The organism is Burkholderia cepacia, assembly GCF_029962485.1.
In the GTDB taxonomy this organism is placed as follows: domain Bacteria; phylum Pseudomonadota; class Gammaproteobacteria; order Burkholderiales; family Burkholderiaceae; genus Burkholderia.
On sequence record NZ_CP073638.1, the window covers coordinates 2,790,958 to 2,813,669 of the forward strand.

General features: G+C 67.2%; 22 protein-coding genes. 6 read left to right on the forward strand and 16 right to left on the reverse strand.

The window, feature by feature from the left end:
* Positions 1-74: 74 nt before the first annotated feature.
* The 4 genes from KEC55_RS29010 to KEC55_RS29025 form a co-directional block, all read right to left on the reverse strand.
* The gene (locus KEC55_RS29010) at positions 75-686 is read right to left on the reverse strand and encodes an alpha/beta fold hydrolase (protein ID WP_282508528.1); all 612 of its coding nucleotides are present in this window, start codon (positions 684-686) and stop codon (positions 75-77) included.
* Between the two features lie 55 nt (positions 687-741).
* A complete protein-coding gene (locus tag KEC55_RS29015) occupies positions 742-1,476 on the reverse strand; it encodes a metallophosphoesterase family protein (RefSeq protein ID WP_282508529.1) in 735 nt (244 codons plus the stop codon).
* 97 nt (positions 1,477-1,573) lie between these two features.
* Positions 1,574-2,110 carry a GNAT family N-acetyltransferase gene (locus tag KEC55_RS29020; RefSeq protein ID WP_282508530.1) on the reverse strand — a complete coding sequence of 179 codons (537 nt, stop codon included), beginning with the start codon at positions 2,108-2,110 and terminating at the stop codon, positions 1,574-1,576.
* A gap of 12 nt (positions 2,111-2,122) precedes the next feature.
* Entirely contained in the window at positions 2,123-2,755 is a 633-nt protein-coding gene (locus KEC55_RS29025) for a LysE family translocator (RefSeq protein WP_282508531.1), read from the reverse strand.
* 305 nt (positions 2,756-3,060) lie between these two features.
* Here KEC55_RS29025 and KEC55_RS29030 point away from each other — a divergent pair, with 305 nt between their 5' ends.
* Both KEC55_RS29030 and KEC55_RS29035 read left to right on the forward strand, forming a co-directional pair.
* Complete coding sequence (locus tag KEC55_RS29030) at positions 3,061-4,254, forward strand: porin (protein ID WP_282508532.1); 1,194 nt, start codon at positions 3,061-3,063, stop codon at positions 4,252-4,254.
* A 93-nt stretch (positions 4,255-4,347) separates the two neighbouring features.
* The gene (locus KEC55_RS29035) at positions 4,348-4,779 is read left to right on the forward strand and encodes a GFA family protein (protein ID WP_282508533.1); all 432 of its coding nucleotides are present in this window, start codon (positions 4,348-4,350) and stop codon (positions 4,777-4,779) included.
* 130 nt (positions 4,780-4,909) lie between these two features.
* Here KEC55_RS29035 and KEC55_RS29040 read toward each other — a convergent pair whose 3' ends face one another.
* Positions 4,910-5,164, reverse strand: coding sequence for a hypothetical protein (locus KEC55_RS29040; RefSeq protein ID WP_282508534.1), 255 nt, complete (start codon positions 5,162-5,164; stop codon positions 4,910-4,912).
* A 59-nt stretch (positions 5,165-5,223) separates the two neighbouring features.
* Between KEC55_RS29040 and KEC55_RS29045 the strand changes: the two genes are divergently transcribed.
* Entirely contained in the window at positions 5,224-7,149 is a 1,926-nt protein-coding gene (locus tag KEC55_RS29045; protein WP_282508535.1) for an SMP-30/gluconolaconase/LRE-like region family protein, read from the forward strand.
* A gap of 52 nt (positions 7,150-7,201) precedes the next feature.
* Here KEC55_RS29045 and KEC55_RS29050 read toward each other — a convergent pair whose 3' ends face one another.
* The 5 genes from KEC55_RS29050 to KEC55_RS29070 all read right to left on the reverse strand — a co-directional run bounded on the left by KEC55_RS29050 (position 7,202) and on the right by KEC55_RS29070 (position 13,164).
* Positions 7,202-8,140: a c-type cytochrome gene (locus KEC55_RS29050; RefSeq protein WP_282508536.1), complete on the reverse strand. Its 939-nt coding sequence runs from the start codon at positions 8,138-8,140 to the stop codon at positions 7,202-7,204.
* The gene (locus tag KEC55_RS29055) at positions 8,137-8,835 is read right to left on the reverse strand and encodes a c-type cytochrome (RefSeq protein ID WP_282508537.1); all 699 of its coding nucleotides are present in this window, start codon (positions 8,833-8,835) and stop codon (positions 8,137-8,139) included. The genes KEC55_RS29050 and KEC55_RS29055 overlap by 4 nt, the downstream gene beginning before the upstream one ends.
* A gap of 56 nt (positions 8,836-8,891) precedes the next feature.
* Entirely contained in the window at positions 8,892-9,956 is a 1,065-nt protein-coding gene (locus KEC55_RS29060; RefSeq protein ID WP_282508538.1) for a molybdate ABC transporter substrate-binding protein, read from the reverse strand.
* Positions 9,957-9,964: 8 nt separating this feature from the next.
* Entirely contained in the window at positions 9,965-10,756 is a 792-nt protein-coding gene (locus tag KEC55_RS29065; RefSeq protein ID WP_282508539.1) for a transcriptional initiation protein Tat, read from the reverse strand.
* Positions 10,757-10,995: 239 nt separating this feature from the next.
* On the reverse strand, positions 10,996-13,164 hold the full coding sequence (locus KEC55_RS29070; RefSeq protein ID WP_282508540.1) for a TonB-dependent siderophore receptor: 2,169 nt from the start codon (positions 13,162-13,164) through the stop codon (positions 10,996-10,998).
* Between the two features lie 399 nt (positions 13,165-13,563).
* On the opposite strand from KEC55_RS29070, the gene KEC55_RS29075 reads away from it, so the two are divergent.
* Complete coding sequence (locus tag KEC55_RS29075) at positions 13,564-14,010, forward strand: hypothetical protein (protein WP_176048484.1); 447 nt, start codon at positions 13,564-13,566, stop codon at positions 14,008-14,010.
* A 26-nt stretch (positions 14,011-14,036) separates the two neighbouring features.
* Here the strand turns inward: KEC55_RS29075 and KEC55_RS29080 are convergent, their stop codons facing one another.
* From KEC55_RS29080 to KEC55_RS29100, 5 genes are all read right to left on the reverse strand, one after another.
* A complete protein-coding gene (locus KEC55_RS29080) occupies positions 14,037-15,131 on the reverse strand; it encodes a porin (protein WP_282508541.1) in 1,095 nt (364 codons plus the stop codon).
* Positions 15,132-15,232: 101 nt separating this feature from the next.
* On the reverse strand, positions 15,233-16,570 hold the full coding sequence (locus KEC55_RS29085) for an MFS transporter (protein WP_282508542.1): 1,338 nt from the start codon (positions 16,568-16,570) through the stop codon (positions 15,233-15,235).
* A 132-nt stretch (positions 16,571-16,702) separates the two neighbouring features.
* A complete protein-coding gene (locus tag KEC55_RS29090) occupies positions 16,703-17,764 on the reverse strand; it encodes a Rieske 2Fe-2S domain-containing protein (RefSeq protein WP_282508543.1) in 1,062 nt (353 codons plus the stop codon).
* 56 nt (positions 17,765-17,820) lie between these two features.
* On the reverse strand, positions 17,821-18,786 hold the full coding sequence (locus KEC55_RS29095; protein WP_282508544.1) for a PDR/VanB family oxidoreductase: 966 nt from the start codon (positions 18,784-18,786) through the stop codon (positions 17,821-17,823).
* Positions 18,783-19,862: an aromatic ring-hydroxylating oxygenase subunit alpha gene (locus tag KEC55_RS29100; protein WP_282511456.1), complete on the reverse strand. Its 1,080-nt coding sequence runs from the start codon at positions 19,860-19,862 to the stop codon at positions 18,783-18,785. The genes KEC55_RS29095 and KEC55_RS29100 overlap by 4 nt, the downstream gene beginning before the upstream one ends.
* Positions 19,863-20,061: 199 nt before the next feature.
* Here KEC55_RS29100 and KEC55_RS29105 point away from each other — a divergent pair, with 199 nt between their 5' ends.
* Entirely contained in the window at positions 20,062-20,550 is a 489-nt protein-coding gene (locus tag KEC55_RS29105; RefSeq protein ID WP_011354034.1) for a MarR family winged helix-turn-helix transcriptional regulator, read from the forward strand.
* Between the two features lie 58 nt (positions 20,551-20,608).
* Here the strand turns inward: KEC55_RS29105 and KEC55_RS29110 are convergent, their stop codons facing one another.
* On the reverse strand, positions 20,609-21,355 hold the full coding sequence (locus KEC55_RS29110) for a TetR/AcrR family transcriptional regulator (protein WP_176048478.1): 747 nt from the start codon (positions 21,353-21,355) through the stop codon (positions 20,609-20,611).
* A gap of 171 nt (positions 21,356-21,526) precedes the next feature.
* Here KEC55_RS29110 and KEC55_RS29115 point away from each other — a divergent pair, with 171 nt between their 5' ends.
* A complete protein-coding gene (locus tag KEC55_RS29115; RefSeq protein WP_069749126.1) occupies positions 21,527-22,708 on the forward strand; it encodes an isovaleryl-CoA dehydrogenase in 1,182 nt (393 codons plus the stop codon).
* The last annotated feature ends 4 nt before the right edge of the window (positions 22,709-22,712 follow it).

Sequence of the window (22,712 nt, forward strand, 5' to 3'; positions counted from 1 at the left end):
CGCGTGAGCGTCGCGATATCGGGTGCGTGCCGAAGCCAACGCCAAGACTGACGGCGACGCCGGCGCGCGTGACGTCACACGCGCTGCAGATGCGCGTCGACGAGCGGGGCGAGCGCTTGCGCATGCACGGCCGCGAGATCGTGCCGGCCACCCGGCACGACATGCAGCTGCGCATCGGGCAGCTGTTCGAGCAGGCGTCGGCCGGCCGCGACGGGGCTGATCGGATCGTCGTCGCCCCACAGCAGCAGCGTCGGCTGTGCAACGCGGCCGATTTCTTGCGCGAGGTCCGCGCGGAACGTCAGGAACCAGTCGGGCAACTGCGGGTTTGCCTCGGCGAAACCGGCCCGCCAGTCCTGCGCACCGAGCCCTGCCATGTCGAGCCCGCCGGACGTGACCGTCAGCACGAGGTGCGTGACGAGCCCCGGCTTGTCGAGCGCCGCGCGCATCGCGATCACGCCGCCCATCGATTGGGCGATCACGGCGGTCGGCCGGTCGATCTGCTCGAGGACATCGCGCACGAGGCTGTCGAAATCGTCGACGGCCGGATTGCGCGGCGTGTCGCCGAAGCCCGGATAGGCGACGATCCGCCGCTCGGCCGGATGCGTCAGCAGGCCGGCCAGCGGCTGCCAGAAAGCAGTGCTGCCCGATGCACCGGGCAGGAAGAGCAGTTGCGACGGAACGGGCATGGCGCTCGATTTTCCTTCGAAAGAAGCGAAGCGGGGTGATCGGGCGGCGCGCGTGTCAGCAGCGGCCGGTGCGCAGCGCGACGGTCCAGTCGTCGCGCCCGCGCGAGGCCGCGGTGACGGCGGCCGTGTGCCAGTCGTATTCGACCGCATGGAATTCGACGTTCCAGCCGGCCGCCGTGCGCGACACCATCGCGTAGCGCGCATGCGGCGAGCCTGTCTCGACGCGGTGCGGATGCGGCAGGTCGTCCTCGTATGCCTGCAGCCCGACGCTGCCCGGATTGACGATCAGCCGGCCGTCGTCGAGCTTCGCGGTGCGCGGCACGTGCGTGTGGCCGCACAGGATCAGCGAGGCTGTTTCGCTGCCCGCGCGCTGCGCGATTTCATCAGGCGTGGCCGCGCGGCAGCCGTCGGGCGTGACCGTTTCGAGGAAGTAGACGAGATCGCTGGCCGGCGTGCCGTGCACCATCAGTACGTCGTCGTCGAGCGTCATGCGTTCGGGCAGCGCGGCGATCCAGTCGCGCTGGTCGTCGCGCAGCGTGTCGTGTGCCCAGCGATCGGACAGCCGCATCGCTTCGCGATCGTAGGTCAGCAACTGCCGCTCGTGATTGCCCTTGACGGTCGGCAAATCGAGCGCGATCAGGCGGTCGGCCGTTTCGGCCGGATGAAGCGCGCCCGATACGATGTCGCCGAGATTGACGATCACGTCGGCGCCGCGGCGGCGGACGTCGTCGAGCACCGCGTCGAGCGCGGCGAGGTTGCCGTGGATGTCGGAAAGCGCGGCGATTTTCATGGCGGAGCGTCGATGAGGGGAACGGCGATTGTCGCCAATTCGGCACGGGTCGTCCAATCGCTTCACGGCATCGGCGCACGATGCCGCATGCTGCGCGTCAGTCGGTCGCGAGGCGCGCGTACATCGCGAAATCGCCCGGCGTGCCGCGCACCATCTTGTAGGCGCGCAACAGTCCTTCGTAGCGGTAGCCGCACTTCTGCAGCACGCGCGCGGAGCCCGCGTTGCTGGTCAGCACGACGGCCTGCATGCGCATGAAGCCGCCATGCGTGAACGCCCACGCGGTGACGGCTTCGCACACGGCGCTTGCGACGCCGCGCCCCCAGTACGGCGGCGCGAGGTCGTACGCAATCTCCGCCGAGCGGTTCACGGTGGACACCGTGTGCAGTCCGATCGTCCCCGCGAGCATGCCCGATGCGGTATCGACGATCGCGAGACGCCGGATCGAATCCGGATCGGCCGATTCGATGTTGTCGAACAGCGGCAGCAGATCGTCGGGTGTGCGCAGGTTCCAGCTCGTGTGGTGGAAGACGTCGGGGTTCGACAGGTACGCGTACCACGCGTCGAGGTCAGCGCGGTCGAGTTGCCTGAGCGACAGGCCGGGAAAGCCGGAGCGGGGCGGTGCGGCAATTTTCATCGGAACGGGCTCCTACGCCGCATGGCGCCGGTACAGCGCCAGCGAACCGGCGAGCGCGAGCAGCATCGCGCCGCAGGTGCGTTCGAGCCACAGCGCGCCGGAGCGTTTCAGCAGCCGCACCGCGCGCGCGCCGAGCAGCGCGTAACCAAACATCACCGCGCCGTCGAGCAGCGCGAACGTGACCGCGAGCGCGACGTACTGCGGCGCGAGCGGCGCGGACGGATCGAGGAACTGCGGCAGGAACGCGGAGAAGAACAGATAGCCCTTCGGGTTCGTGACCGCGGTCAGGAAGCTCTTCGCGAAGATCGACCCATTGCGTTCGGCTGCCGTGCCGTTTTGCGCGGTGGCGACATCGAGCGCCCCCTTCGACATCAGCAGCCGGATGCCGACATACGCGAGGTAGGCGGCGCCGAGCCACTTCACCACCGAGAACCAGAACGCCGACGCCATCAGCAGCGCGCCGAGGCCGAGCGCGACCGCGACGATCAGCACGAAGTCGGACAGCATCGCGCCCGCGAAACCGTAGGCCGCGCGGCGCACGCCGTAGCGCGAGCCGTTGGTCAGCGCGAGCAGCACGGTCGGGCCGGGTGTCGCGATGCCGACGAACGCGACGGCGGCGAAGATCAGCAAGGTCGTTTCATGCATGACGGAACTCCCGAGGGAAGGGGCGCGCTCGATTATCGGGTGCGCCAGCCCATGCTGTACAGGCGCGGCAGCCGTCAACGACGGCCGCGCCCCGACTATCTCGATTTTGGCAAAAAACTGTTGCCATTATTCCGCTTTGGAACGGAACCGGTTCCATCTACCATGGCGGCCGCAGCGGGCATGCCCGCCGCGTCGTCGCGCGCGGACGCTGCCGGCCTCGGACTGCCGGCGGTTCTCGGCGCCCGCGCGCGCTACTCGCAACAGCACGCCAGAACAACGGGTTCACCGCCCGGAGACATAAAACCATGAACAAGCAACTGATCGCAGCCCCGCTGCTGCTCTCGCTCGCGGGTATCGCCGCCGCGCAAAGCTCCGTCACGCTGTACGGCATCGTCGACGCGGGCGTGACCTACCGTAGCAACGAGCGGGTCGGCTCGGCGGGCGCCTACACCGGGCATTCGAACGTCGCGCTCACGACCGGCAACCTGTCGGGCAGCCGCTGGGGCATCAAGGGTTCCGAGGATCTCGGCGGCGGGATGCGCGCGCTGTTCGTTCTCGAGAACGGCTTCGACATCACGAACGGCACGTCGGGCCAGGGCGGCCGCCAGTTCGGCCGCCAGGCGTTCGTCGGCGTCGGCAGCGACCGCTACGGCACGGTCACGCTCGGCCGCCAGTACACGTCGCTCGACGACTTCGTGAGCCCGGTCGGCCCGTCGTCGTTCATCGGCGGTTTCGGCGCACACCCGGGCGACATCGACGATCTCGACCAGACCGCCCGTGTCGACAGCTCGATCAAGTACACGAGCGCGAATTACTCGGGCTTCACGTTCGGCGCGCTGTATGGCTTCGGCAGCCAGCCGGGCAGCATGAAGCAGCGCAACACGTGGAGCGTCGGCGCGGCGTACGCGGCGGGCCCGTTGCGCGTCGGCGTCGGCTACGAGCGTTCGGACAACAGCAAGACGGGCGCGACCGACCCGACGGCCGGCAAGTGGCAGAGCACCGATGACGGCCTCTTCAACTCGTCGATCAACGAAGGCTATGCGAGCGCGCAATCGCAGCAGGTGATCGCGACGGGTGCGACGTACGACTTCGGCCCGGCCGTCGTTGGCGTGAACTACAGCAACGTGCAGTACCGCAGCGGCGGCCAGTCGCTGTTCACCGGTCACGCGACGTTCAACGTCGCGGGCGTGTTCACGCGCTGGAACGTGCAGCCGCAGACGCAACTGTTCGCGGGCTACAGCTACACGCGCGGCAGCGATGTCGATGGCGTCGACGATCGCGCGCAGTATCACAACGTCACGCTCGGCGCCGTGTACGACCTGTCGAAGCGCACCAGCGTGTACCTGCTCGGTGCGTACCAGCATGCCTCGGGCATGACGCTCGACGCGCTCGGCCGTCCGGTGGCCGCGACCGCGTCGGTGTCCGACAAGGCGAACGGCCACTCGTCCGACTCGCGGTCGCAGGCGATCGTGAGCCTCGGGCTTCGCCAGAAGTTCTGACGCAGCAGTCGTTGCGCGCGCAACGGGGCCTGCGGTCGACGCGGGCCTCGATGCATGCTCCTATACTGTCGCCTCCCTTTCAGAGGAGACGACATGACCCGAACGCTTTCCGCGCGCTGCCTGTGCGGTGCCGTGACCGTCACGCTGCGTGGCGAACCGGCGGCGCGCGCGAACTGCCATTGCACGACGTGCCGCGACTTTTACGGCACGCCGATGCTGTCCGCAACCGCCTGGCCACCGGAGCAGGTGAGCATCGACGGCAGCCACGCGACGTTCCCGCATCCGGAGAAGTCGATGTCGCGCACGTGGTGCGCGTCGTGCGGCGAGATCGTGTTCGGGACGAACCGGCTCGACATGCGCGTCGTGCCGAACAGCCTGGCCGCGCGTGCGCACGGCGGGCAACTGCCCGGCGACCTGCGGCCGACGATGCACCTGTTCTACCGGCAACGCGTGATCGACGTCGTCGATGCGCTGCCGAAATACCTCGACGGCTGGGACGGCCCGACACTCGACCCGGCGTCCTGATCGATCGCTGCGCGTGCCGGCATCGCCGGTGCGCGGTTTCCCTGCCGCATTCCTCTTCCCCTCCCGCTTTCCCCGGTGCGCCAGATCGCGAAAAATCGATCGGGCCGAATATTATTTTTTCTCTTTCATTTCAATTTCGATTTGTAATCATTGAAACGATTTCCGGGGAATGAAAAAGCAATGCGGACATGTCAGAAAAAATGACGTATTCGCATTGATCGACCCGGAAGAAAATGCCGGGGAAAAGCACCGAAATCGTGCGGCCGGCAAGCCGTTGCGGCGTGGTTTCGCGGGTTTTACCTTCGTTGACGAAAAAGCGCCCGACGGCAAAAGGCGCGGAGTGAATAATTCGGGATAACGGCGAATGCGCTTTTGCCGAAATCACCAATATTTCATGCGCCGCGATTTACAGTGTCGACCATTGATCGTCTGGGAGCATTATTCATGTCAATGAAACAAATTCGCGCGGCGTTGCTGGGAATGTGCGTGGCGATGCTGGCGCCGGCGAGTCACGCGCAGGTGCAGTATTCGACGGACTGGCTCGCGAACACGTACGGCACGCTGGTTTCGCACGTCGGCAACGGCGCGCGCTCGATGTGGGTCGCGCCCGAAGGCGTGATCTACACGGCGTCGCGCTGGGACGAGAACGCGGGCGGCGTCGCGATCTACCAGAACGGTCAGCCGCTCGGCACGATCGGTATCCACGACGAATTCCAGGGCGGGGCGATCACCGGCAATTCGACGTCGCTGTTCGTCGCGCTCGGCTACAACCGCACGTTCGGCAGCGGCTCGGTGGGCCGCTACAACCGAAGTTCGAACCAGCGCGACCTGCGCATCCCGGTCAGCACGTGGACGGGCATCCAGTACGCGGACGTGATCACGGGCCTCGCGACGGGCGGCAATCTGCTGTACGTGAGCGACTTCTACGGCAATCGCGTGCGCGTCTATACGACCGACGGCGTATGGCAGCGCGACATCGGCGTATCGGGACCGGGCGCGCTGGCGCTCGATGCGGCCGGCAACCTGTGGGTCGCGCGCAAGAGTGCGGGCGTCGTCGCGCAGTTCAGCGCGACCGGTACCGCGATGAGCACGATCCAGATGGCGGCCGGCGCGCGGCCGGCGTCGCTCTTCTTCGATGCTTCGCTGGGCCGGTTGATGGTGGGCGACGAAGGGCCCGACATGAACATCAAGGTCTACACCGGGCTGCTCGGCTTGCCCGTGCAGGTCGGCACGTTCGGCGTGCAGGGCGGCTATCTCGACACGACGACGGGCATCAAGGGGCAGGTCGGCGACAAGCGCTTCACGCGCGTCGCCGCGCTCGGCAAGGATTCGGCCGGCAACCTGTACGTGCTGAACAATGCCTGGGGCGGCGGCTGGGATCTCGGCCGCAACGGCAGCACCGACCTCCATTCGTACAGCCCGACGGGCGCGCTGCAGTGGAAGCTGCAGGCGCTGAACTTCGAGGGGATCGCCGCGCCCGATCCGGTGACGGACGGCACGTTGTTCTACAGCGGCAACAACGTGTATACGGGCTCGGCGGGCGGTACGTTCGTCGCGAACACGGTCGACCCGTTCACCTATCCGAAGGACCCGCGCCTCGACATGAACGACTACCAGCGCGGCCAGCACTTCGGCCAGGTCGTGAACGTCGGCGGCAACCGGATCCTCGTCGCGTCGGGCCAGAACCCCGGCAACTTCAACTTCTATTACTTCAACACCGCGAGCGGCTATATCGCGATTCCGGCCGGTTCGCTGCCGGGCAAGCCGTTCAACACGACGCTGCAGGTGACGGCCGGTTTCGACATCGACGGCAACGGCGACGTGTGGGCCGGGTTGAACGGATCGAACGTGATTGCGCGCTACCCGATGACGGGCTTCGACGCGACCGGCAAGCCGTCGTGGGGCAAGGCGACTACGACGCCCGTGCCGACCAGCGTCGCGCCGGTCACGCGCATCATCTACCAGGCCGACAGCGACACGATGATCCTCGCGCAGGGTCTGGCGGGCAACTGGGACTGGACCGCGATGAACGGGCACATCGAGGTCTATCACGGCTGGAAGAACGGCAACACGAGTGCGCCGAACCCGGTGATCAACCTGACGAGCGCGAACCCGAAGTCGATCGCGGCGGCCGGCCACTACCTGTTCGTCGGCTATGTGCACACGGTGCCGAACATCGATGTGTTCGACCTGAACACCGGTGCGCTCGTCACGACGCTGACGAATTCGAACACGTCGGCGATGGATGTCGGCAACGACGTCGACTCGATGTACGGCGTGCGCGCGTACCTGCGCTCGACCGGCGAGTACGTGATCACGAAGGACAACTACAACGGGTCGAGCATCGTCGTGTATCGCTGGCATCCGTGACCGAGTCGGCCGCGCCGGCCGCGCTGGCCGACTCGACCGGTGCGGCCGATCGTCAGGGCGCGCCGAGCACGCGGCCGTTCACGCTGCGCCCGTACATCGAGTCGGGCGAATCGTGGAACTTCGCGCGTGTGTCCTGCACGGAGCCCGTGAAGCGCGGGTCCTGCGGGCGTTCGTGGCTGTCCATGAAGGTGGCGACGTCCCACGCTTCCTGATCGGTCAACGTGCCGCCGAGCCCGAGCGGCATGTTCGCCTTGATGAAGCCGGCTGCGTTGCGGATGTCGCCCATCCCCGCGCCCCAGTTGAACGAGCGCGCGCCCCACAGTGCCGGGAACGCCGGCTTGCCACCGCTCGACTGACCCTGACCGTCCGCGCCGTGACACAGCGCGCAGTGCTGCGTGTAGACGGCTGCGCCGCGTGCGTAGTCGGCTTTCTGCGCGGGCGGCGGCAATTTCGGGAATCCCTGGCCCGGCAGCTTCGTGCCGACCGGCGCGCCCTTCGCAAGCCAGTACGAATACGTCTCGAGCGCGACGAGGATCGGGTCGCCGGCCGGCGGCGCCTTGCCGTTCATGCTGTAGCGGAAGCACCCCTGCAGGCGTTCGGAGAACGTGTTCACGTGGCCGTTCTTGCTGCGGTACGCCGGATACAGCAGGTATGCGGCCCACATCGGGCTCGAATCGGGCCGGCGCCCGGCGTCGAGGTGACAGCTCGCACAGGTCAGCTTGTTGCCGACGTACTTGCCCGCGAACTCGGGCGTGTGCAGGAAGATCTGTTCGCCGAGCTTCACGGTCTTGCCGAAGTCGTCGGCAGGGATCGCCGATTCGGGCGGCGGCGTGAACGGCCTGGGCGCCGGCGCGGCGGCGGGGGCGGTCGCGGGTGAGGACGCGGCGGCCGGTGCGTCCTGCGGGGTCGCCGCGAACGCGAGCGCGGGCAACGAGGCCATGCCGAGCAACGCCGCGCGGGCGTGGCGGATCAGCGTCGTGCGGTCGATCATCGCTTGTCTCCTTGTGCGGCGCCGCCGCGCGCATAGTAGGCGGCCACCGCGTCGATGTCGGCGTCGGACAGCTTGCCGGCGATCATCGGCATCAATCCCATTGGCCCGGGCGGACGCGTGCCGTGTTTCCAGCCGTTCAACTGGCCGGCGACATAAGCGGCCGGCTGGCCCGAGAGCGGCGGAAACGCGGTGCCGACGCCAAGGCCGCCGGGGCCGTGACATTGGGCGCACGCGGGCAGGCCCTGCGACCAGCGCCCGCGCGTGGCGAGCCACGCGCCGGTGTTCGCCGGATCGATCGAGGCGTCGTCGGGCGTGAAGGCGCCGGCCGGCGCGGGCAGGCTCGCGAAGTACGCGGAGACGGCGTCGCGCTCGTGCGGCGACAGCAGCTTCGAGAGCGGCTGCATGATCGGGTTCTGACGGCTGCCGTCCGCGAACGCTGCAAGCTGCGCGGACAGATACGCGGCGTTCGTGCCCGCGAGGCGCGGGAAGCCGGCCGCCGCGTTGCCTTCGCCCTGGCTGCCGTGGCAGCCGATGCAGGCGGCCACGCCCGTCGCCGTGCCCTGCGTCGCGATCGTCTTGCCGGACGTTGCGTCCTCCGCATGCGCGTGGCCGGCCAGCAGCGCGGCCGCGGCGAGCAGCAGCGGCGCGAACCGGCGTCGCGAAGGCGCTCGCGGTGTATCGACCGTATCGTTCACGTGTCCCCCTCCTTGTTGTCTGTGGTGTGCGCCCCGTGCGGCGGCGCGACCGGCGGTCAGCCGGCGGCGGGCCCGTCCTGCTGCGGCGCGAGGTGCTGCGTCGGCCGCGTCGCATCGTATCGGCCGAAACCGTAGCGCTCGAAGATCCGGAACGCTTCCGGCGACCGGATGAACGCGAGCCACGCGCGCGCGGCTTCCGGATGCGGCGCGTCCTTCACCATCGCGCCGGCATAGATCGCCGTCGTATTCTGCGCGGCCGGAATGTCGATGTGCATCAGCGGATGCCCGACCTGTTCCTGGAACGCCGCTTCGGATTGCCACAGCACGCCCGCGTCCGCGCGCCCCTGCATCAGGAACAGCGCGGTTTCCCGATGATGGATGTGCGTGAGTTCGGTCGTGCCGGCGCGCACCTTGTCGTCGTAGACGGCGTGTGCGAGCGTATCGCCGCCGGCCTTCACGAGCGACGCGCGGATCTGCCGCGCGACGCCTTCGAATGCCGGGTTCGGCATCGCGAGCTTCACGTCGGCGCGCGCGAGATCGTTCAGCGACGCGATGCGCTTCGGATTGCCGGCGCGCACCATGATCGTCAGCTGGTTCGTCACGTACGGCACGGCCGGGCCCGCGAGCGTGCCGTCCGCGATCAGGCCGTTGATCTTGCCGAGCCCCGCGAAATACGCGTCGGGCTTGACCGTCCACGTCATGTTGCCGACGGTGATCGTGCCGCCCGCCTGGATCTGCTTCACGAGCAGCCCGGGCGGGATCGTTTCCCAGTAGATGCGGCCGCGGTACTCGGGATGGTCCTCCTCGAACTTCGCGACGAGCGGCGCCATCGCGAAGAAGTAGTTGCCGCCGACGTACAGCACGAGCTTCGGTGCGGTGAGGTCGCCGTGGAAATCGGCGAGCACGTCGACCTGTGGCACGGTGAATTCGAGGCCGCGATGGATCGCATCGTTGTTGCGGCCGTCCTGCCAGGGCGGAAAGACGGTCGCGTCGGTGGCGGCGGGTGCGGCGAGCGCAAGCACCGACACACCGCACAGCCAGGCGGCCAGCGCGGCCCGCAGCGTGCGCCGGCGGCGGCGCGAAGGCGATTGCAACGGCGGTTTCGTCTGGATCGATGTCATCGCGGCGCTCATTTCGCGTACGTGAAACCGGCCTGCTGCAGCTCGGGCAGCGTGCCGACCGCGCCCGGCGTGACGATTGCCGACGGGATCACGTGGTTGGTCAGGTCGGCCGCGAGCGCATCGAGCGGCAGCTTGTCGGGGTTCGTGTTCGCGCCGTCGAGCCGTTCCGCGAGTTCCCAGATCGCGTTGTGGCACGACAGGAACACGACGCCGCGCTGATGTAGCGCGGCGAGGCTGTTGTCATGCGACGAGAATGCGCCGTCGGGCGCTTCATGGTCCTGCACGCCTTTCGATTGCGCGGGCTTTGCGTCGAGCAGCGTGTTGGCCGGGAACGCGGCGCCGGCGAATTTCGCGAGGCCGTATTTGTCCCACGCGGCCTGGTCGAACAGCGCGAGATGCGCGCTGCCGTGCGTGGCCGACACGACGAGGAAATCCGGATGACGGTATGGCCAGATCTGCGCGTTCAGTGAATTGCGCATCAGGTTCAGCCACGGGCCGCCGAGTTCGGTGTTGTCCCACACCTGCTTCGGGCCGCCGCGATAGCCGATCACTTCGGCGAGCGCCGCGTGATCCCACTGGTCGGGGTGCTCGAGGATCATCGGTACCGTCTTGAAGTCGCGCCGTCTCGGTGCGGCCGCGAGGCGGCGCGTGAGGTCGGCGAGGCGCGCGGCGCCGCCAGGCAGCAGCGTGGCGGTGTCAGGCGCCGCGGCGTGAGCCTGGCGCGTGGCGGCGAGCAGCGCGGTGCCAGCCGCGAGGCCGAGTGTCTTGAGCGCGCCTCGGCGCGCGTGCCGGTCGGACATGGGGTATCTCCCGGAATCGTTTTTGTGGGGGCGCGTTGCCGTGCGGCGGCGCGGCGTCGCGATCGCGTAGCCAGTCTAGAGGCGCGCGATCGATCCCGGAAATCGCGATATCGGATGGGAGATATTCGAAGGTCTGATGATTGACCCGGAGGCAGGCGCCGCCGCGTGGCGCGGCGGTATGGAGGGGCAGGGGGATGCGCGGCCGACGGACGCCGTTCTGCGTCGGCCGCGCGGGTGCGTCAGAACGACACCGTCGTCGTCAGCGTAACGAGCCGCGGCTCGCCGACCGCGACGATCAGGTTGTTGTTGCTCGACGGGTAGTAGGTCTTGTCGAGCAGGTTCTTCACGTTGAGCTGAAAGCGCGTCGGGAACTTGCCGATCGTCGTTTCGTACGCCGCGAACGCGTCAACGGTCACGTAGCCGGGCAGCGTGAAGCTGTTCGCGGTGTCGCCGGAGCGTGCACCGACCAGGCGCGCACCGCCGCCGAAGCGCCAGCGGCCGGGCAGGTTTGCGATGGCCGTGTCGTACACGGCGAACAGGCTGCCCGTATGGCGCGCGACGTTGACGAGCGGCGTGTTGCTGTCGCGATCGGTCGCATTCGTATATGCATAGCTGCCGATCACGCTCAGGTGGCGGGTGATTTGCCCGGCCACGTCGAGCTCGATCCCGCGCGAGCGCGCGGTGCCGATGGTCGACGTGATGTCGCCGACCGTGACCGCGACGTTGCGCTTGTCGATCTGGTAGACCGCGAGCGTGCCGGTGATCGCGGGCTTCAGGCTGAACTTCAGCCCGGCCTCGAGCACGCGGCCGTATTCCGGCGCGAGCGGCGCGGCGACGTTCGTTGCGACGTTCGGCTTGAACGAGCGGCTCACGTTCGCGTAGGCGGTCAGCGCCGGCGTCAGCGCATACGCGAGCCCGAACTGCGGCAGCCAGACGCTGCCGCGCGAACGGTCGGCGAACACGAACGGCCGCCCCATTCCCGATTCCTGCTGCCAGTTTTCCCAGCGCAGCCCGCCCACCGCGGTGAGGCGGTCGGTGATCTTCACCGAGTCCTGCACGATCGTCGAATAGGCACGCACGACCGAGCGCGAATCGCTTTGTTTCGCGTTGGGCGTGCCGCCCGCCGCGAGCAGGCCGTACACGGGATCGTAGAGATTGAAGCCGGTCGTCGCCTTGCCGCGGATCGTGTCGCCGCGAAAGCTGCGCTGCCGCTCGTATTCGCCGCCGATGTAGATCGCGTGGTTCATCCCCGCGAGCGTCACGTTGCCGAGCAGGCCGAGCGTCGCGATCTGGTCGGAATCGTTGCGTCCGAGGTTCGCATCGGACGAGCGCGTCATCGCGCCGGTCTTGCTGTTGAACGCGGTGGCGCGCGTGATGGTCTGGTCGTAGCGGTCGCGGCCCCAGCCGTAGGTCGCGCGCACGCGCCATGCATCGGAGAAGCGGTGCTCGATGCGCGTACGCAGCGTTTCCTGGATGCCGCTGCTTTGCGACCACGCTTCCTCGTAGCGTCGATAGCGTAATGCGTCGTCGAGCTGGCCGTTCACGAGCACGGTGCCGCGATCGAACGGCATCGTGTAGTCGACGTACTGGTAGCTGACGTCGATCGACGTGTTCGCGTCGTGCCACGACAGCGCGGGCGCGATCAGCGCGTTGCGTTCGCGGCCGAAGCTGCGCCAGTAGCGGCTCGTGTCGTATTCGCCGGTCAGCCGGAACGCGAGCGTGCCGCCCGCGACCTGGCCCGGCTTGCCGAGCGGGCCCGTGAGATCGAACTGCGCACTGCTGCCGCTGTGGCTCGTGCGCGATGCGGAAATCGAGCCGCCGAACGTGTCTTCCGGCTTGCGCGTGACGAGGTTGATCACGCCGCCCGGATCCTGCATCCCGTACAGCAGCGAGGCGGGGCCCTTCAGCACCTCGACGCGGTCGATCGTCGCGAGATAGCTGTGCAGCACCGGCGTGCGCACGCCGTCGACGAGCACCGAGCCGTCGTTGTTCGACCCGAAGCCGCGCTTGATGAACGCGTCACGCGTGCCGCCGAGCGTGTTCGTCTGCGTGACGCCGCTGATGTTGCCGAGCACGTCGTCGAGCGAGCGCGCCTGCTGATCCTGCATCACGCTGCTGCTGACCACCGCGACCGATTGCGGAATCTCCTTCAGCGAACGGTCGTCGCCGCCCGCGATGCTGGTGGTGCGCGGCTGGTAGCCGACCGTCGGGTCGACGGCCGACGATGCGTTGACGCTGATCGCCGGGAGTTCTTGCCCGGCGGGCGTCGCGGGAGTCGATGCGGGCGTGACGGGTTCGGCGCTGGCCGCATGCGCGCCGCTCGCGGCGCACAGGGTGATCAGGACAGGCAGGCTTGCGCGCCACGGACGCAGGGTCCGGGCGCGGCGGGGCGTTCGACGGGATGGCATGAATCGAGGCAGGATGGAGTACTAAGGATCGTGTCGCGGGCCGCGGCGTTTTGTTACGGCCAGGTTGCGCATAATATATGTAATGAGAATCATTTGCAATTGTAAAGAGATATCCGACAGCGTACGGGCCTCGGTTGCCGGGCCGCCGGCCGTCTGCTACCGTAACGGCCAAAATCAGACGCAGTGAAATTCAATGAGAGAACCGGGGGCCGCACCATGTCATCTTCCTGTCACGTCGCGTTCCGCGCGGCGCCAAGCACCGCGCATGACCATGCGGGTGACGAAGTGATCGCAGCCGTATTCCGCCATTCGAACGATTAAAGCAACGGAAGCGAATTCATCCGGCGATGCGCCGGGCTTCAATCACTTCAACCACCACGCTGGACGGGAGACCAACCCATGAAAAAGATTTCCGCGCCGTTCGCGGCGGCCGCGCTTGCGGCATGCACGCTGCTGGCGGGCGTTCACCAGGCTGCTTGCGCGGCTTCGGACGCCGAACCCGCGATCGCCGCGCATTACGGCGCCGTGATCGAGGCCTATACGCAGGACATGGCCGCCGCGAAGGCGAAATACGATGGCAAGCGCCTCGCGTTCGTCGGCGCCGTGATCCGGATGGGCGGCGACCCGGGCGGCACCTACTTCGGCGCTCTGACGGCCGACGGCGAGCAGTTCGACACGCATTTCGACGTGGCCGACCAGGATGCGCTGAAGCCGAAATTCCCCGGCGGCGAGATCAAGCCATTCGTCACGTCGGCGGCGTTCCGCTTCAGCTGCGTGAACGAGGGCTATATCGACGCGCCGGTGCTGCCGGGGTTGAAGCTCTCGCATTGCCGGCTCGCCGATTGAGGATGCGCCGGTGCGGTGTCCGGCGTTCAGAACTTCTGCTGGATGCCGGCCATCACGCCGAGCTGGTTCATCCCCGTGCCGACCGTCCCGCCCGCGGCGACCGCGTTCGCGGCCAGCTTGCTGTTGAACATGTAGCCCGCCGACGTATAGACGGTCGTCCGCTTGGACAGGAAATAGTTCGCGCGTCCGACGAGCAGCGTGGCATTCGTGCCGCCTTCGCTGTTCTCGCGGCGTTGCAGGTAGCGGACGCCCTGGAGATCGAGCGCGAGGTAGGGCGTCGCGTAGTACGTGCCCCCGGCGAACACGATATCGGCCTGCAGGTGTTCGGCCGCCGCGAGGTTGCGGCGGATCCATCCGGCGCCCAGTTTCGCGGGGCCGATCTTCACGTAGCCGGCGACGATGTCGCGCGTGTCGGTGTACGCCGGATTGTTCAGCGGCGCGAGTGCGCCACCACCGCCGCGCATCACGTCGTGCGACGCAGCAAGCCCGAAATTGCTCGCGTCGTACGCGAGCATCGCCGTGTATTGGCGGCAAGCGACGATGTCGCCGGGCACCTGTCCGGCGCAGCCCGTCGCTGACGGCCCCGCCGGCCCGGCCGCGTCGCGGCCGAAGCTGTAGGTGGCGCCGAGCGTCACGCCGTGGAACGTACCCTTGTAGCCGATCGCGTTGTCGCTGCGCGCGTTCGGCAGATAGGAGTCGAAATCCGCCATGGAGTGAATCGACGGGCCGATCACGTCGGCATTGGTCAGCACGATCATCGACATGTTCATCTGGCGGCCGAGGGTCAGCGCGCCGAACGGACTGTTCACGCCGACGTTCGCCTGTCGCCCGAACAGGCGCCCGCCGTAGTTCAGCGCGCCGGTGCCGGGCTGGAAGCCGTTCTCGAGCACGAAGAAGGCCTGGTAGCCGCCGCCGAGATCCTCGGTGCCTCTCAGCCCCCACCGTGACGGCACCTCGCCGGTCAGCGTCGGCACGCCCGTGAACGATCCGCCGTGCGCGGCGTTGTTGTAGTAGGACACGCCGGTATCGATGATCCCGTACAGCGTGACGCTGCTTTGTGCGCAGGCCGGTCCGGCCAGCGCCATCGCCGTCGCGAGTGCGACGCCCAGTTTCGTTTTCATGGCTGTCTCCAAACAGTATGTAGATGTACTTATTGATTTTTCAATGACCCGGGCGTATCCGGGATGCCGACGGGTATCGGCAAGACTTCGGGCGTTGCGTGTTACGACATCGCCGGGTCGCGTTGCCGGCGTGGCAACGCGGCACGCGTGCCCGCCACGGCGACGGCGATCGCCGCGCCGGCCATCGGCACGAGGAACGCGAGGTAGAGGTGGGAAACGGACCAGCCGTCGTCCAGCAGCGCACCGACCGTCATCGGCGACAGGATTGCGCCGAGGCGGCCGATGCCGACCGCGAGGCCGATGCCGGTCGTGCGGATTTCGGCGGGGTACGGCGTCGGCGACAGCGCATACATGCCGGCCACGCACGCATTGATCACGGCGCCGAGGAACACCCCGACCGTCATCCCGATGCCGAGCGAGCCCGTGTTCGCGCCGAACACGACCATCAGTACGCCGCCGAGCAGCAGTGTTGCGCCGAGCAGGTTGCGCAGGCCGAACCGCGTCGACAGCAGGCTGAAGAGCGACGCGCCCGCAATGCCGCCGAGGTTGAGCAGCACGCCGCCGGTGACGCCCTGCGATGCCGACAGCCCGGCCTGGACCAGCAGCTTCGGCGTCCAGCTCACGACGAAGTAGAAGCTGCCCATCACGAGGAAGAACGCGATCCACAACGCGATCGTGCGGCGCGCAAGCGGTGCGCGCAGCACGGCTGTCCAGCTGGACGAGGGGCTCGCCGTGTCGAGGGACGAGGTCGGCAGCGTGTCGATCGGCGCGCGCTTCATTCTCGCGAGGATGCGGTTGATTTTCTGCAGCGCGTTGTCCGGACGCCTCGCCAGCAGGAAGTCGAGCGATTCCGGCAGGAGCGCGAGCACCATCGGGATCGACAGCAAGGTCAGGATGCCGCCGAACGCAAATACGCTGCGCCATCCCCACGTCGACAGCAGGTAGCCGGCGATCACGCCGCCGGCGGTGGCGCCGATCGCGTAGCCGGTCGACTGCATGCCGATCGCGGCGCTGCGCCATTTGTTCGACGCGTACTCGCCGCTGATGACAGTCAGGCTCGCCAGCATGCCGCCGATGCCGAGCCCCGTGTACGCACGCGCGATGGCGAGTTGCAGCGTGCTGTGCGTGGCCGCGCAGGCGAGCATCCCGGTCGAGATCACGGCGAGGCAGAGCAGGATGATGCGGCGGCGGCCGACGCGGTCGGCCAGCGGCGCGATCAGCACCGAGCCGATACCCATGCCGGCCAGCCCGGCACTCAGCAGCAGGCCGATTTCCTTGCCGCTCAGTTTCCATTCGGCCGCCAGATGCGGCGCGGCAAACGCGATGGCCAGCACGTCGAAGCCATCGAGCATGTTCAGCACGACGCAGGCCGTGACCGCCATCGTCTGGAACACGCTCATCGGGGATTCGTCGATCGTATTGCGGATACTTGCGCTCACGTCAAAGATCCTTGAAAAATAGTATGACTAATCAAATTGGATGGAATCGAAGCCGCGGTAAAGAATGGGACGAAAGCGAATACGAATGCGTGGGCTGGCGGGCATCCTGGGGCCCGCCAGCCCGCGCGGTGCTTACGCGGGTTCGGGTTGCAGCAGCAGCCGCTCGATCACGCGCCGCGCGCGATTGGGGCCCGCGTCGACGTGAATGTCGATCTGGCGGCGGTCCGGAAAGCGCAGATGATTCCGGTATTGCGCTTCGATCACGGTCTTGTCCTCGTCGAACGTCGCGGCGGATTGCTCGATGACCGTTTGCGCGACGCGCTCCACGTCATGTTGCGGATTGGTCGCGACGGTCCAGAAGTAGTGCGTCGTCGTTTCCGTCTCGGGCGTGATGCCGTGGAAGCCGCGCATGTGAAAGCCGCCGCGCGCCGAATCGTGCAGGTCGCCGGTGCCGGCGTCCATTGCGCCGGTCCAGATCCGGATGTGCGACACGTGAAACTCGATTTCCTGCCAGCGATCGACGCGGCCCGCGAACGGCCAGGCGGCGGTGTAGGTCGGCGGCGGATCGGAATCCGGCATCAGGCGAACCAGTTTCACCGTGTCGCCGTCGCTGCCGACGCGGGTTTCCGCGCCCATGTGCAGCTGCGCGTTGCCGCCGATCGTTTTCAGATGGACATAGCCGAGGTGGCTGAGGTCCATCAGGTTGTCGTGGATCAGTTGATACGGCGCGTCGTAATGGTAGTTGCCGCCGCCGAACCGGTACTGCGGATCCGCGTGGAACGCGTAGCGTGGCGGCGCGCAAGTCGGTCGAGCGTGCGCATCGGCGCCGATCCAGATCCACACGATCGCGTCCTGCTCGTACACCGGATACGACGACACGCACGCTTTCGCCGGAATCCGCTCCTGGCCGGGAATCTCCACGCATGCGCCGCCGCGGTCGAACAGCAGGCCGTGATAGCCGCAGCGCAGGCCGCGCGCTTCGAGCGAGCCGCACGACAGCGGCAGCGACTTGTGGCAGCAGCGATCCTCCAGCGCGCCGACTTCTCCGGACGGCAACCGGAACAGCACGACCGGACGGCCGAGCAGCGTGCGGGCGACGGGTTTGTCCGTCAGTTCGGACGACAGCGCGGCGACCCACCAGCGGTCCATCGGGAAATTAGTCGTATTGATTGGTGGTCGGGTATGTTGCTCCATTGATCGTCTCCAGTATTGTGGTTGGCCGCCGCGGGTCGGGCGGTCCGTCTGCAGATCTACAGATCGAGTACCAGCAGGTCGCTTCGCGATCGCGAACAGCACGGCATGAACTGGTCGCCGGCCGCCTGTTCCGCCTCGGTGAGATACGAATCGCGATGATCGGGCTCGCCTTCGAGCACGCGTGTCACGCAGGTGCCGCATACGCCTTGCTCGCACGACGTCAGCACGTCGACGCCGTTCGCCGCCAGCGCCGCGATGACCGTGCATTCGGCCGGCACGTCGATGACCTTGCCGCTGCTCGCGATCCGGACCTGGAACGCACGGTCCGCGCCGGACGACGCGACTGCGCCGCCGAAGAACTCGTAGTGCAGCCGCGCTTCTGCCCAGTTGCGCTCGCGTGCGGCGTTCAGCACGGCGTCCATGAAGCCGCGCGGGCCGCATACGTACAGGTGCGTGCCTTCCGGCGCGGCGGCGAGCACGGCGGCCAGGTCGAAGCGTTGCTCGGGAGCACCGTCGTCGACATGGAAGCGGGTGCGATCGTGAAACCCGGCCGTGTTGATGCGCTCGACGAACGCCATGCGCTCGGTCGAGCGCGCGCAGTAGTGCAGGTCGAACGGTATGCCCGACGAGAACAACCGTTCCGCCATGCTGAGGATCGGCGTGACGCCGATCCCGCCCGCGAGCAACAGGTGGTGCGGGGCGTCGGGGGCGAGCGGAAATTGATTGCGCGGCACGCCGATCCGCACGGTATCGCCTTGCCGGACTTCGTCGTGAATGGTGCGCGACCCGCCGCGGCCGTCGGCATCGCGCAGCACGGCGATCTGATAACGATCGCCGTGCTCCGGGTGGTTGCACAGCGAATACTGGCGCACGAAGCCACCGGGGAGATGCACGTCGATATGGGCGCCGGCGTCGAAGCGCGGCAACGGCGAGCCGTCATCGCTGACGAATTCGAAGCCGCAGATGTCGCGCGCTTCCTGCCATTTGCGGGCCACCCGCACGGTAAGGGTTGCGGCGCTCATGACGCCTCCCTGACAGGCGCAACCGGGATCACGGGCCGCTGCGGACGCGACGCGTTCTCGTCGGCGAGCAGTCGCTCGATCACCTTGCGCGACAGCACGCCGCCGGCGTCGATGTTGAGCTTGAGGAGCTTGCGATCGGGCCACTTTTCCAGGTTGAGCTGCTGGCGTTCGAGCATCTCGAGATCCTCGGCGAAGATCTTGCCCTGGCCTTCGCGGATCTCGGCGGTCAGCGCGTGATCGTCGGACCGGAAGTTGCGCGCCATGCCCCAGAAGTACCAGATCGAGGTATCCGTCTCGGGAGTGATGAAATCGACCACGATCGACGATGCCTTCAGGTCGGCCGGCGCGTCGTAGCCGCCGTGGCCCGCATGCGCGACGCCGACCTCGATCATCACGTGGCTCGGCGGCGTGAAGCGGCAGATCTGCCAGCGATCGACCGGCACGTCGTCGGCCAGGCCGTTGCCGCGCAACCCCATCTGCCAGAACGGCGGCGGCATCACGTTCTCCATGAAGCGGCTCGTGACGACTTCGTCGCCATGGCTGGTCGTCTTCGGCGGTGCTTCGTCGATTTCCTTCTGGCCGATGCTCGTCGCATGCACGTAGGTTTCGTGCGTGAGGTCCATCAGGTTGTCGATCATCAGCCGGTAGTCGCAACGGATGTGATACAGGCCACCGCCGTGCGCCCAGGCCGGATCCTCGGCCCACGTCAGCGCGGGCAGCTTGGCCGGATCGGCTTCGGACGCCTCGCCCGGCCAGACCCAGACGAATCCGTACCGCTCGACCACCGGAAAGCTGCGAATCGACGGGAAGCCGCCGACGCGCTGGCCCGGCATGCCGGCCGCCTTGCCGTTGCAGCCCATTTCCAGCCCGTGATAGCCGCACACCAGTACGCCGTCGCGCACGAATCCCAGCGACAGCGGCGCGCCACGGTGCGGGCAGAAATCCTCGAGCGCGGCGACCTGGCCGTCCGCCGCGCGGTAGAACACCATCGATTCGTTGCAGATCTTGCGGCCCAGCGGCTTGCCGTCGATTTCATCGGGCGTGCACGCCACGTACCAAGCATTCTTGAGAAACACGTTCGTCGTCTCCTTCAGGTCGATGCCGCCGGTACGCGGCATCTCTACATTCCGTGTACTGAATGAGATTCAGTGTACTCATTGAGGTTGGCTGGAGCAAGGCGGGCGGTATACTGGTTTTCCCGGGAAATGGCGCGAGGCAGCGCCATGCCGTTGGCGCGCGCAACCGGCGCGCGTCGCCTATGTCATCGACTCATTCATGGAAAAAACGAATCCCGCCGACGCGCCGGCTTTCCCGCTCGATCTGTACGACGAACCCGGGCACCTGATCCGGCGCGCACACCAGATCGCGGTTGCGATGTTCTACGAGAAGCTGGGCCGGGACGTGACGCCGGTGCAGTACGCGGTCCTGCGGATGCTTTACGAGTGTCCGGGGCTCGATCAGGTGACGCTCGCGCAGCGGGTGGCGCTCGACACGTCGACGACCGCGGATCTCGCGGTCCGGCTCGAAGCGAAGGGATTGATCGTGCGCGAAGTGCTGCCGCGACGTCAGCGCCGCTTGTTGCTGACGCCGGCTGGCGTCGAACTGCTCACGCACCTGATTCCGTCGGTGAAGGAGTTGCGAGCCGGCCTGTTCGACGGGATGGGAGAGGACGATTCGCAGGAACTGGTGCGCCTGTTGCGCAAGTTCGTCCATTTGAACAACGAGCAGAGCCGCGCGCCGCTGCGCGTCGGCGACGAGTCGTAGCAGCCCCGAACCCCGCGACGGCGGGGATGCGGCGACGGGGCGTGCTGCCTGCCGCGCGTCACGCGCGCGTGCTTTCGCCTTCCAGCCGCCGCACGGCTTCCGCCACTTCGTTCCTGAAGCGCACGAGCGCCGCCTGTTCCGGCGCCGGCGGCTGCACGGCGGCCCACAGCATGTCGACCAGTTGCGCGGCCGTCGTTTCCGTATCGAGCTTGCGGTGCCCGAGGATCGCATCCCACAGCACGTGCTCGATCGGCCCGAACACCATCGAGCGCAGCAGGCTCAGCGGCAGGTCCGCGCGCACCTGCCCGGCCGCCTGGCCACGCGCGAGCACGTCCATCAGCGGCGCGGTGTAGCGGCGCTGCAGCGCGGTGAGCTCGTCGCTCAGCGCATGCTGCTTCGCGCGGCCTTCCGACAGCACCAGCGCGCACAGCCCCGTGCCGTTCACCAGCATCAGCCGCAGATGGGTGCGCACGATGAACGCGAACTGCTGCTGCACCGACGCATCCTGCGGCATGCCATGCTCGAACGCGGCGATGATTTCGTCGTACCAGTCGGCGATCACGCGTGCGCACAGCTCGCGCTTGCCGCGGAAGTAGCTGAACACCGTCGCCTCCGACACGCCCACGCGCTGCGCGATCTCGGCGGCCGTCGCATGCTCGTAACCTTTTTCAGCGAACACTTCACGACCGGCGCGCAGAATGTCCTGCACGCGCTGCTGGGATTTGCGCCCGGCGGGCGCGCGCGGCGCGTCGGCGCGGTCGGCTTTGACGGTGTCGGTCATGGTGTCGGCGGTAGCGGCTGTCATGTACGCATGATATCTGAGTGTCACTCAAAAAACTATTGACGCCGCCCCCAGCGAGGCGCGAAACTGTGCAAAATTTCCGCTGTATTGGTCAATGAATCGGTGCATTCATTCGATTTGAGCGAAACTCAGAAAATCGGTGAGTGCGACACACTTTCTGGAGACGGAGGAGACATGATCAACCTGCCCGGCGTGCAATTCATGCTCGGTGAAGACATCGAGATGCTGCGCGACGCCGTCGCGACGTTTGCGGCGAAGGAAATCACGCCGCGCGCGGCGGAGGTCGACCGCACCGACCAGTTTCCGATGGATCTGTGGAAGAAGTTCGGCGATCTCGGCGTGCTCGGCATGACGGTGGCCGAGGAGTACGGCGGCGCGAACATGGGCTACACCGCGCACATGGTCGCGATGGAAGAGATCTCGCGTGCATCGGCGTCGATCGGCCTGTCGTACGGCGCGCACTCGAACCTGTGCGTGAACCAGATCCACCGCAACGGCACCGAAGCGCAGAAACAGAAATACCTGCCGAAGCTCGTGTCGGGTGAACACATCGGCGCGCTCGCGATGAGCGAGCCGAACGCCGGTTCCGACGTCGTCAGCATGAAGCTGCGCGCCGACAAGCGTGGCGACCGCTACGTGCTGAACGGCACGAAGATGTGGATCACCAACGGCCCCGATTGCGACACGCTCGTCGTCTACGCGAAGACGGACATCGAAGCCAACTCGCGCGGCATCACCGCGTTCATCGTCGAGAAGGGGATGAAGGGCTTCTCGGTCGCGCAGAAGCTCGACAAGCTCGGCATGCGCGGCTCGCACACGGGCGAGCTGGTGTTCCAGGACGTCGAAGTGCCGGAAGAGAACATCCTCGGCCAGTTGAACGGCGGCGTGAAGGTCCTGATGAGCGGCCTCGACTATGAGCGCGCGGTGCTGTCGGGCGGCCCGACCGGCATCATGGCCGCGTGCCTCGACGCCGTGGTGCCGTATATCCACGACCGCAAGCAGTTCGGCCAGTCGATCGGCGAGTTCCAGCTGATCCAGGGCAAGGTCGCCGACATGTACACCACGTTCCAGGCATGCCGCGCCTACCTGTACGCGGTCGGCCGCCATCTCGACTCGGCGGGCAGCGATCACATCCGCCAGGTGCGCAAGGATTGCGCGGGCGTGATCCTCTACACGGCCGAGAAGGCGACGTGGATGGCCGGCGAGGCGATCCAGATCCTCGGCGGCAACGGCTACATCAACGAATACCCGGTCGGGCGCCTGTGGCGCGATGCGAAGCTGTACGAGATCGGCGCCGGCACGAGTGAAATCCGCCGGATGCTGATCGGCCGCGAGCTGTTCGCGGAAACGATGTAACGCC

What these genes read in the sequence shown, in the direction of transcription:
- KEC55_RS29030 (WP_282508532.1), top strand. Translation starts at nt 3,061, where the DNA reads ATGAACAAGCAACTGATCGCAGCCCCGCTGCTGCTCTCGCTCGCGGGT.
- KEC55_RS29090 (WP_282508543.1), bottom strand. Translation starts at nt 17,764, where the DNA reads ATGGAGCAACATACCCGACCACCAATCAATACGACTAATTTCCCGATG.
- KEC55_RS29105 (WP_011354034.1), top strand. Translation starts at nt 20,062, where the DNA reads ATGGAAAAAACGAATCCCGCCGACGCGCCGGCTTTCCCGCTCGATCTG.
- KEC55_RS29020 (WP_282508530.1), bottom strand. Translation starts at nt 2,110, where the DNA reads ATGAAAATTGCCGCACCGCCCCGCTCCGGCTTTCCCGGCCTGTCGCTC.
- KEC55_RS29060 (WP_282508538.1), bottom strand. Translation starts at nt 9,956, where the DNA reads ATGACATCGATCCAGACGAAACCGCCGTTGCAATCGCCTTCGCGCCGC.
- KEC55_RS29065 (WP_282508539.1), bottom strand. Translation starts at nt 10,756, where the DNA reads ATGTCCGACCGGCACGCGCGCCGAGGCGCGCTCAAGACACTCGGCCTC.
- KEC55_RS29110 (WP_176048478.1), bottom strand. Translation starts at nt 21,355, where the DNA reads ATGACAGCCGCTACCGCCGACACCATGACCGACACCGTCAAAGCCGAC.
- KEC55_RS29050 (WP_282508536.1), bottom strand. Translation starts at nt 8,140, where the DNA reads ATGATCGACCGCACGACGCTGATCCGCCACGCCCGCGCGGCGTTGCTC.
- KEC55_RS29015 (WP_282508529.1), bottom strand. Translation starts at nt 1,476, where the DNA reads ATGAAAATCGCCGCGCTTTCCGACATCCACGGCAACCTCGCCGCGCTC.
- KEC55_RS29070 (WP_282508540.1), bottom strand. Translation starts at nt 13,164, where the DNA reads ATGCCATCCCGTCGAACGCCCCGCCGCGCCCGGACCCTGCGTCCGTGG.
- KEC55_RS29080 (WP_282508541.1), bottom strand. Translation starts at nt 15,131, where the DNA reads ATGAAAACGAAACTGGGCGTCGCACTCGCGACGGCGATGGCGCTGGCC.
- KEC55_RS29115 (WP_069749126.1), top strand. Translation starts at nt 21,527, where the DNA reads ATGATCAACCTGCCCGGCGTGCAATTCATGCTCGGTGAAGACATCGAG.
- KEC55_RS29035 (WP_282508533.1), top strand. Translation starts at nt 4,348, where the DNA reads ATGACCCGAACGCTTTCCGCGCGCTGCCTGTGCGGTGCCGTGACCGTC.
- KEC55_RS29095 (WP_282508544.1), bottom strand. Translation starts at nt 18,786, where the DNA reads ATGAGCGCCGCAACCCTTACCGTGCGGGTGGCCCGCAAATGGCAGGAA.
- KEC55_RS29010 (WP_282508528.1), bottom strand. Translation starts at nt 686, where the DNA reads ATGCCCGTTCCGTCGCAACTGCTCTTCCTGCCCGGTGCATCGGGCAGC.
- KEC55_RS29075 (WP_176048484.1), top strand. Translation starts at nt 13,564, where the DNA reads ATGAAAAAGATTTCCGCGCCGTTCGCGGCGGCCGCGCTTGCGGCATGC.
- KEC55_RS29025 (WP_282508531.1), bottom strand. Translation starts at nt 2,755, where the DNA reads ATGCATGAAACGACCTTGCTGATCTTCGCCGCCGTCGCGTTCGTCGGC.
- KEC55_RS29045 (WP_282508535.1), top strand. Translation starts at nt 5,224, where the DNA reads ATGTCAATGAAACAAATTCGCGCGGCGTTGCTGGGAATGTGCGTGGCG.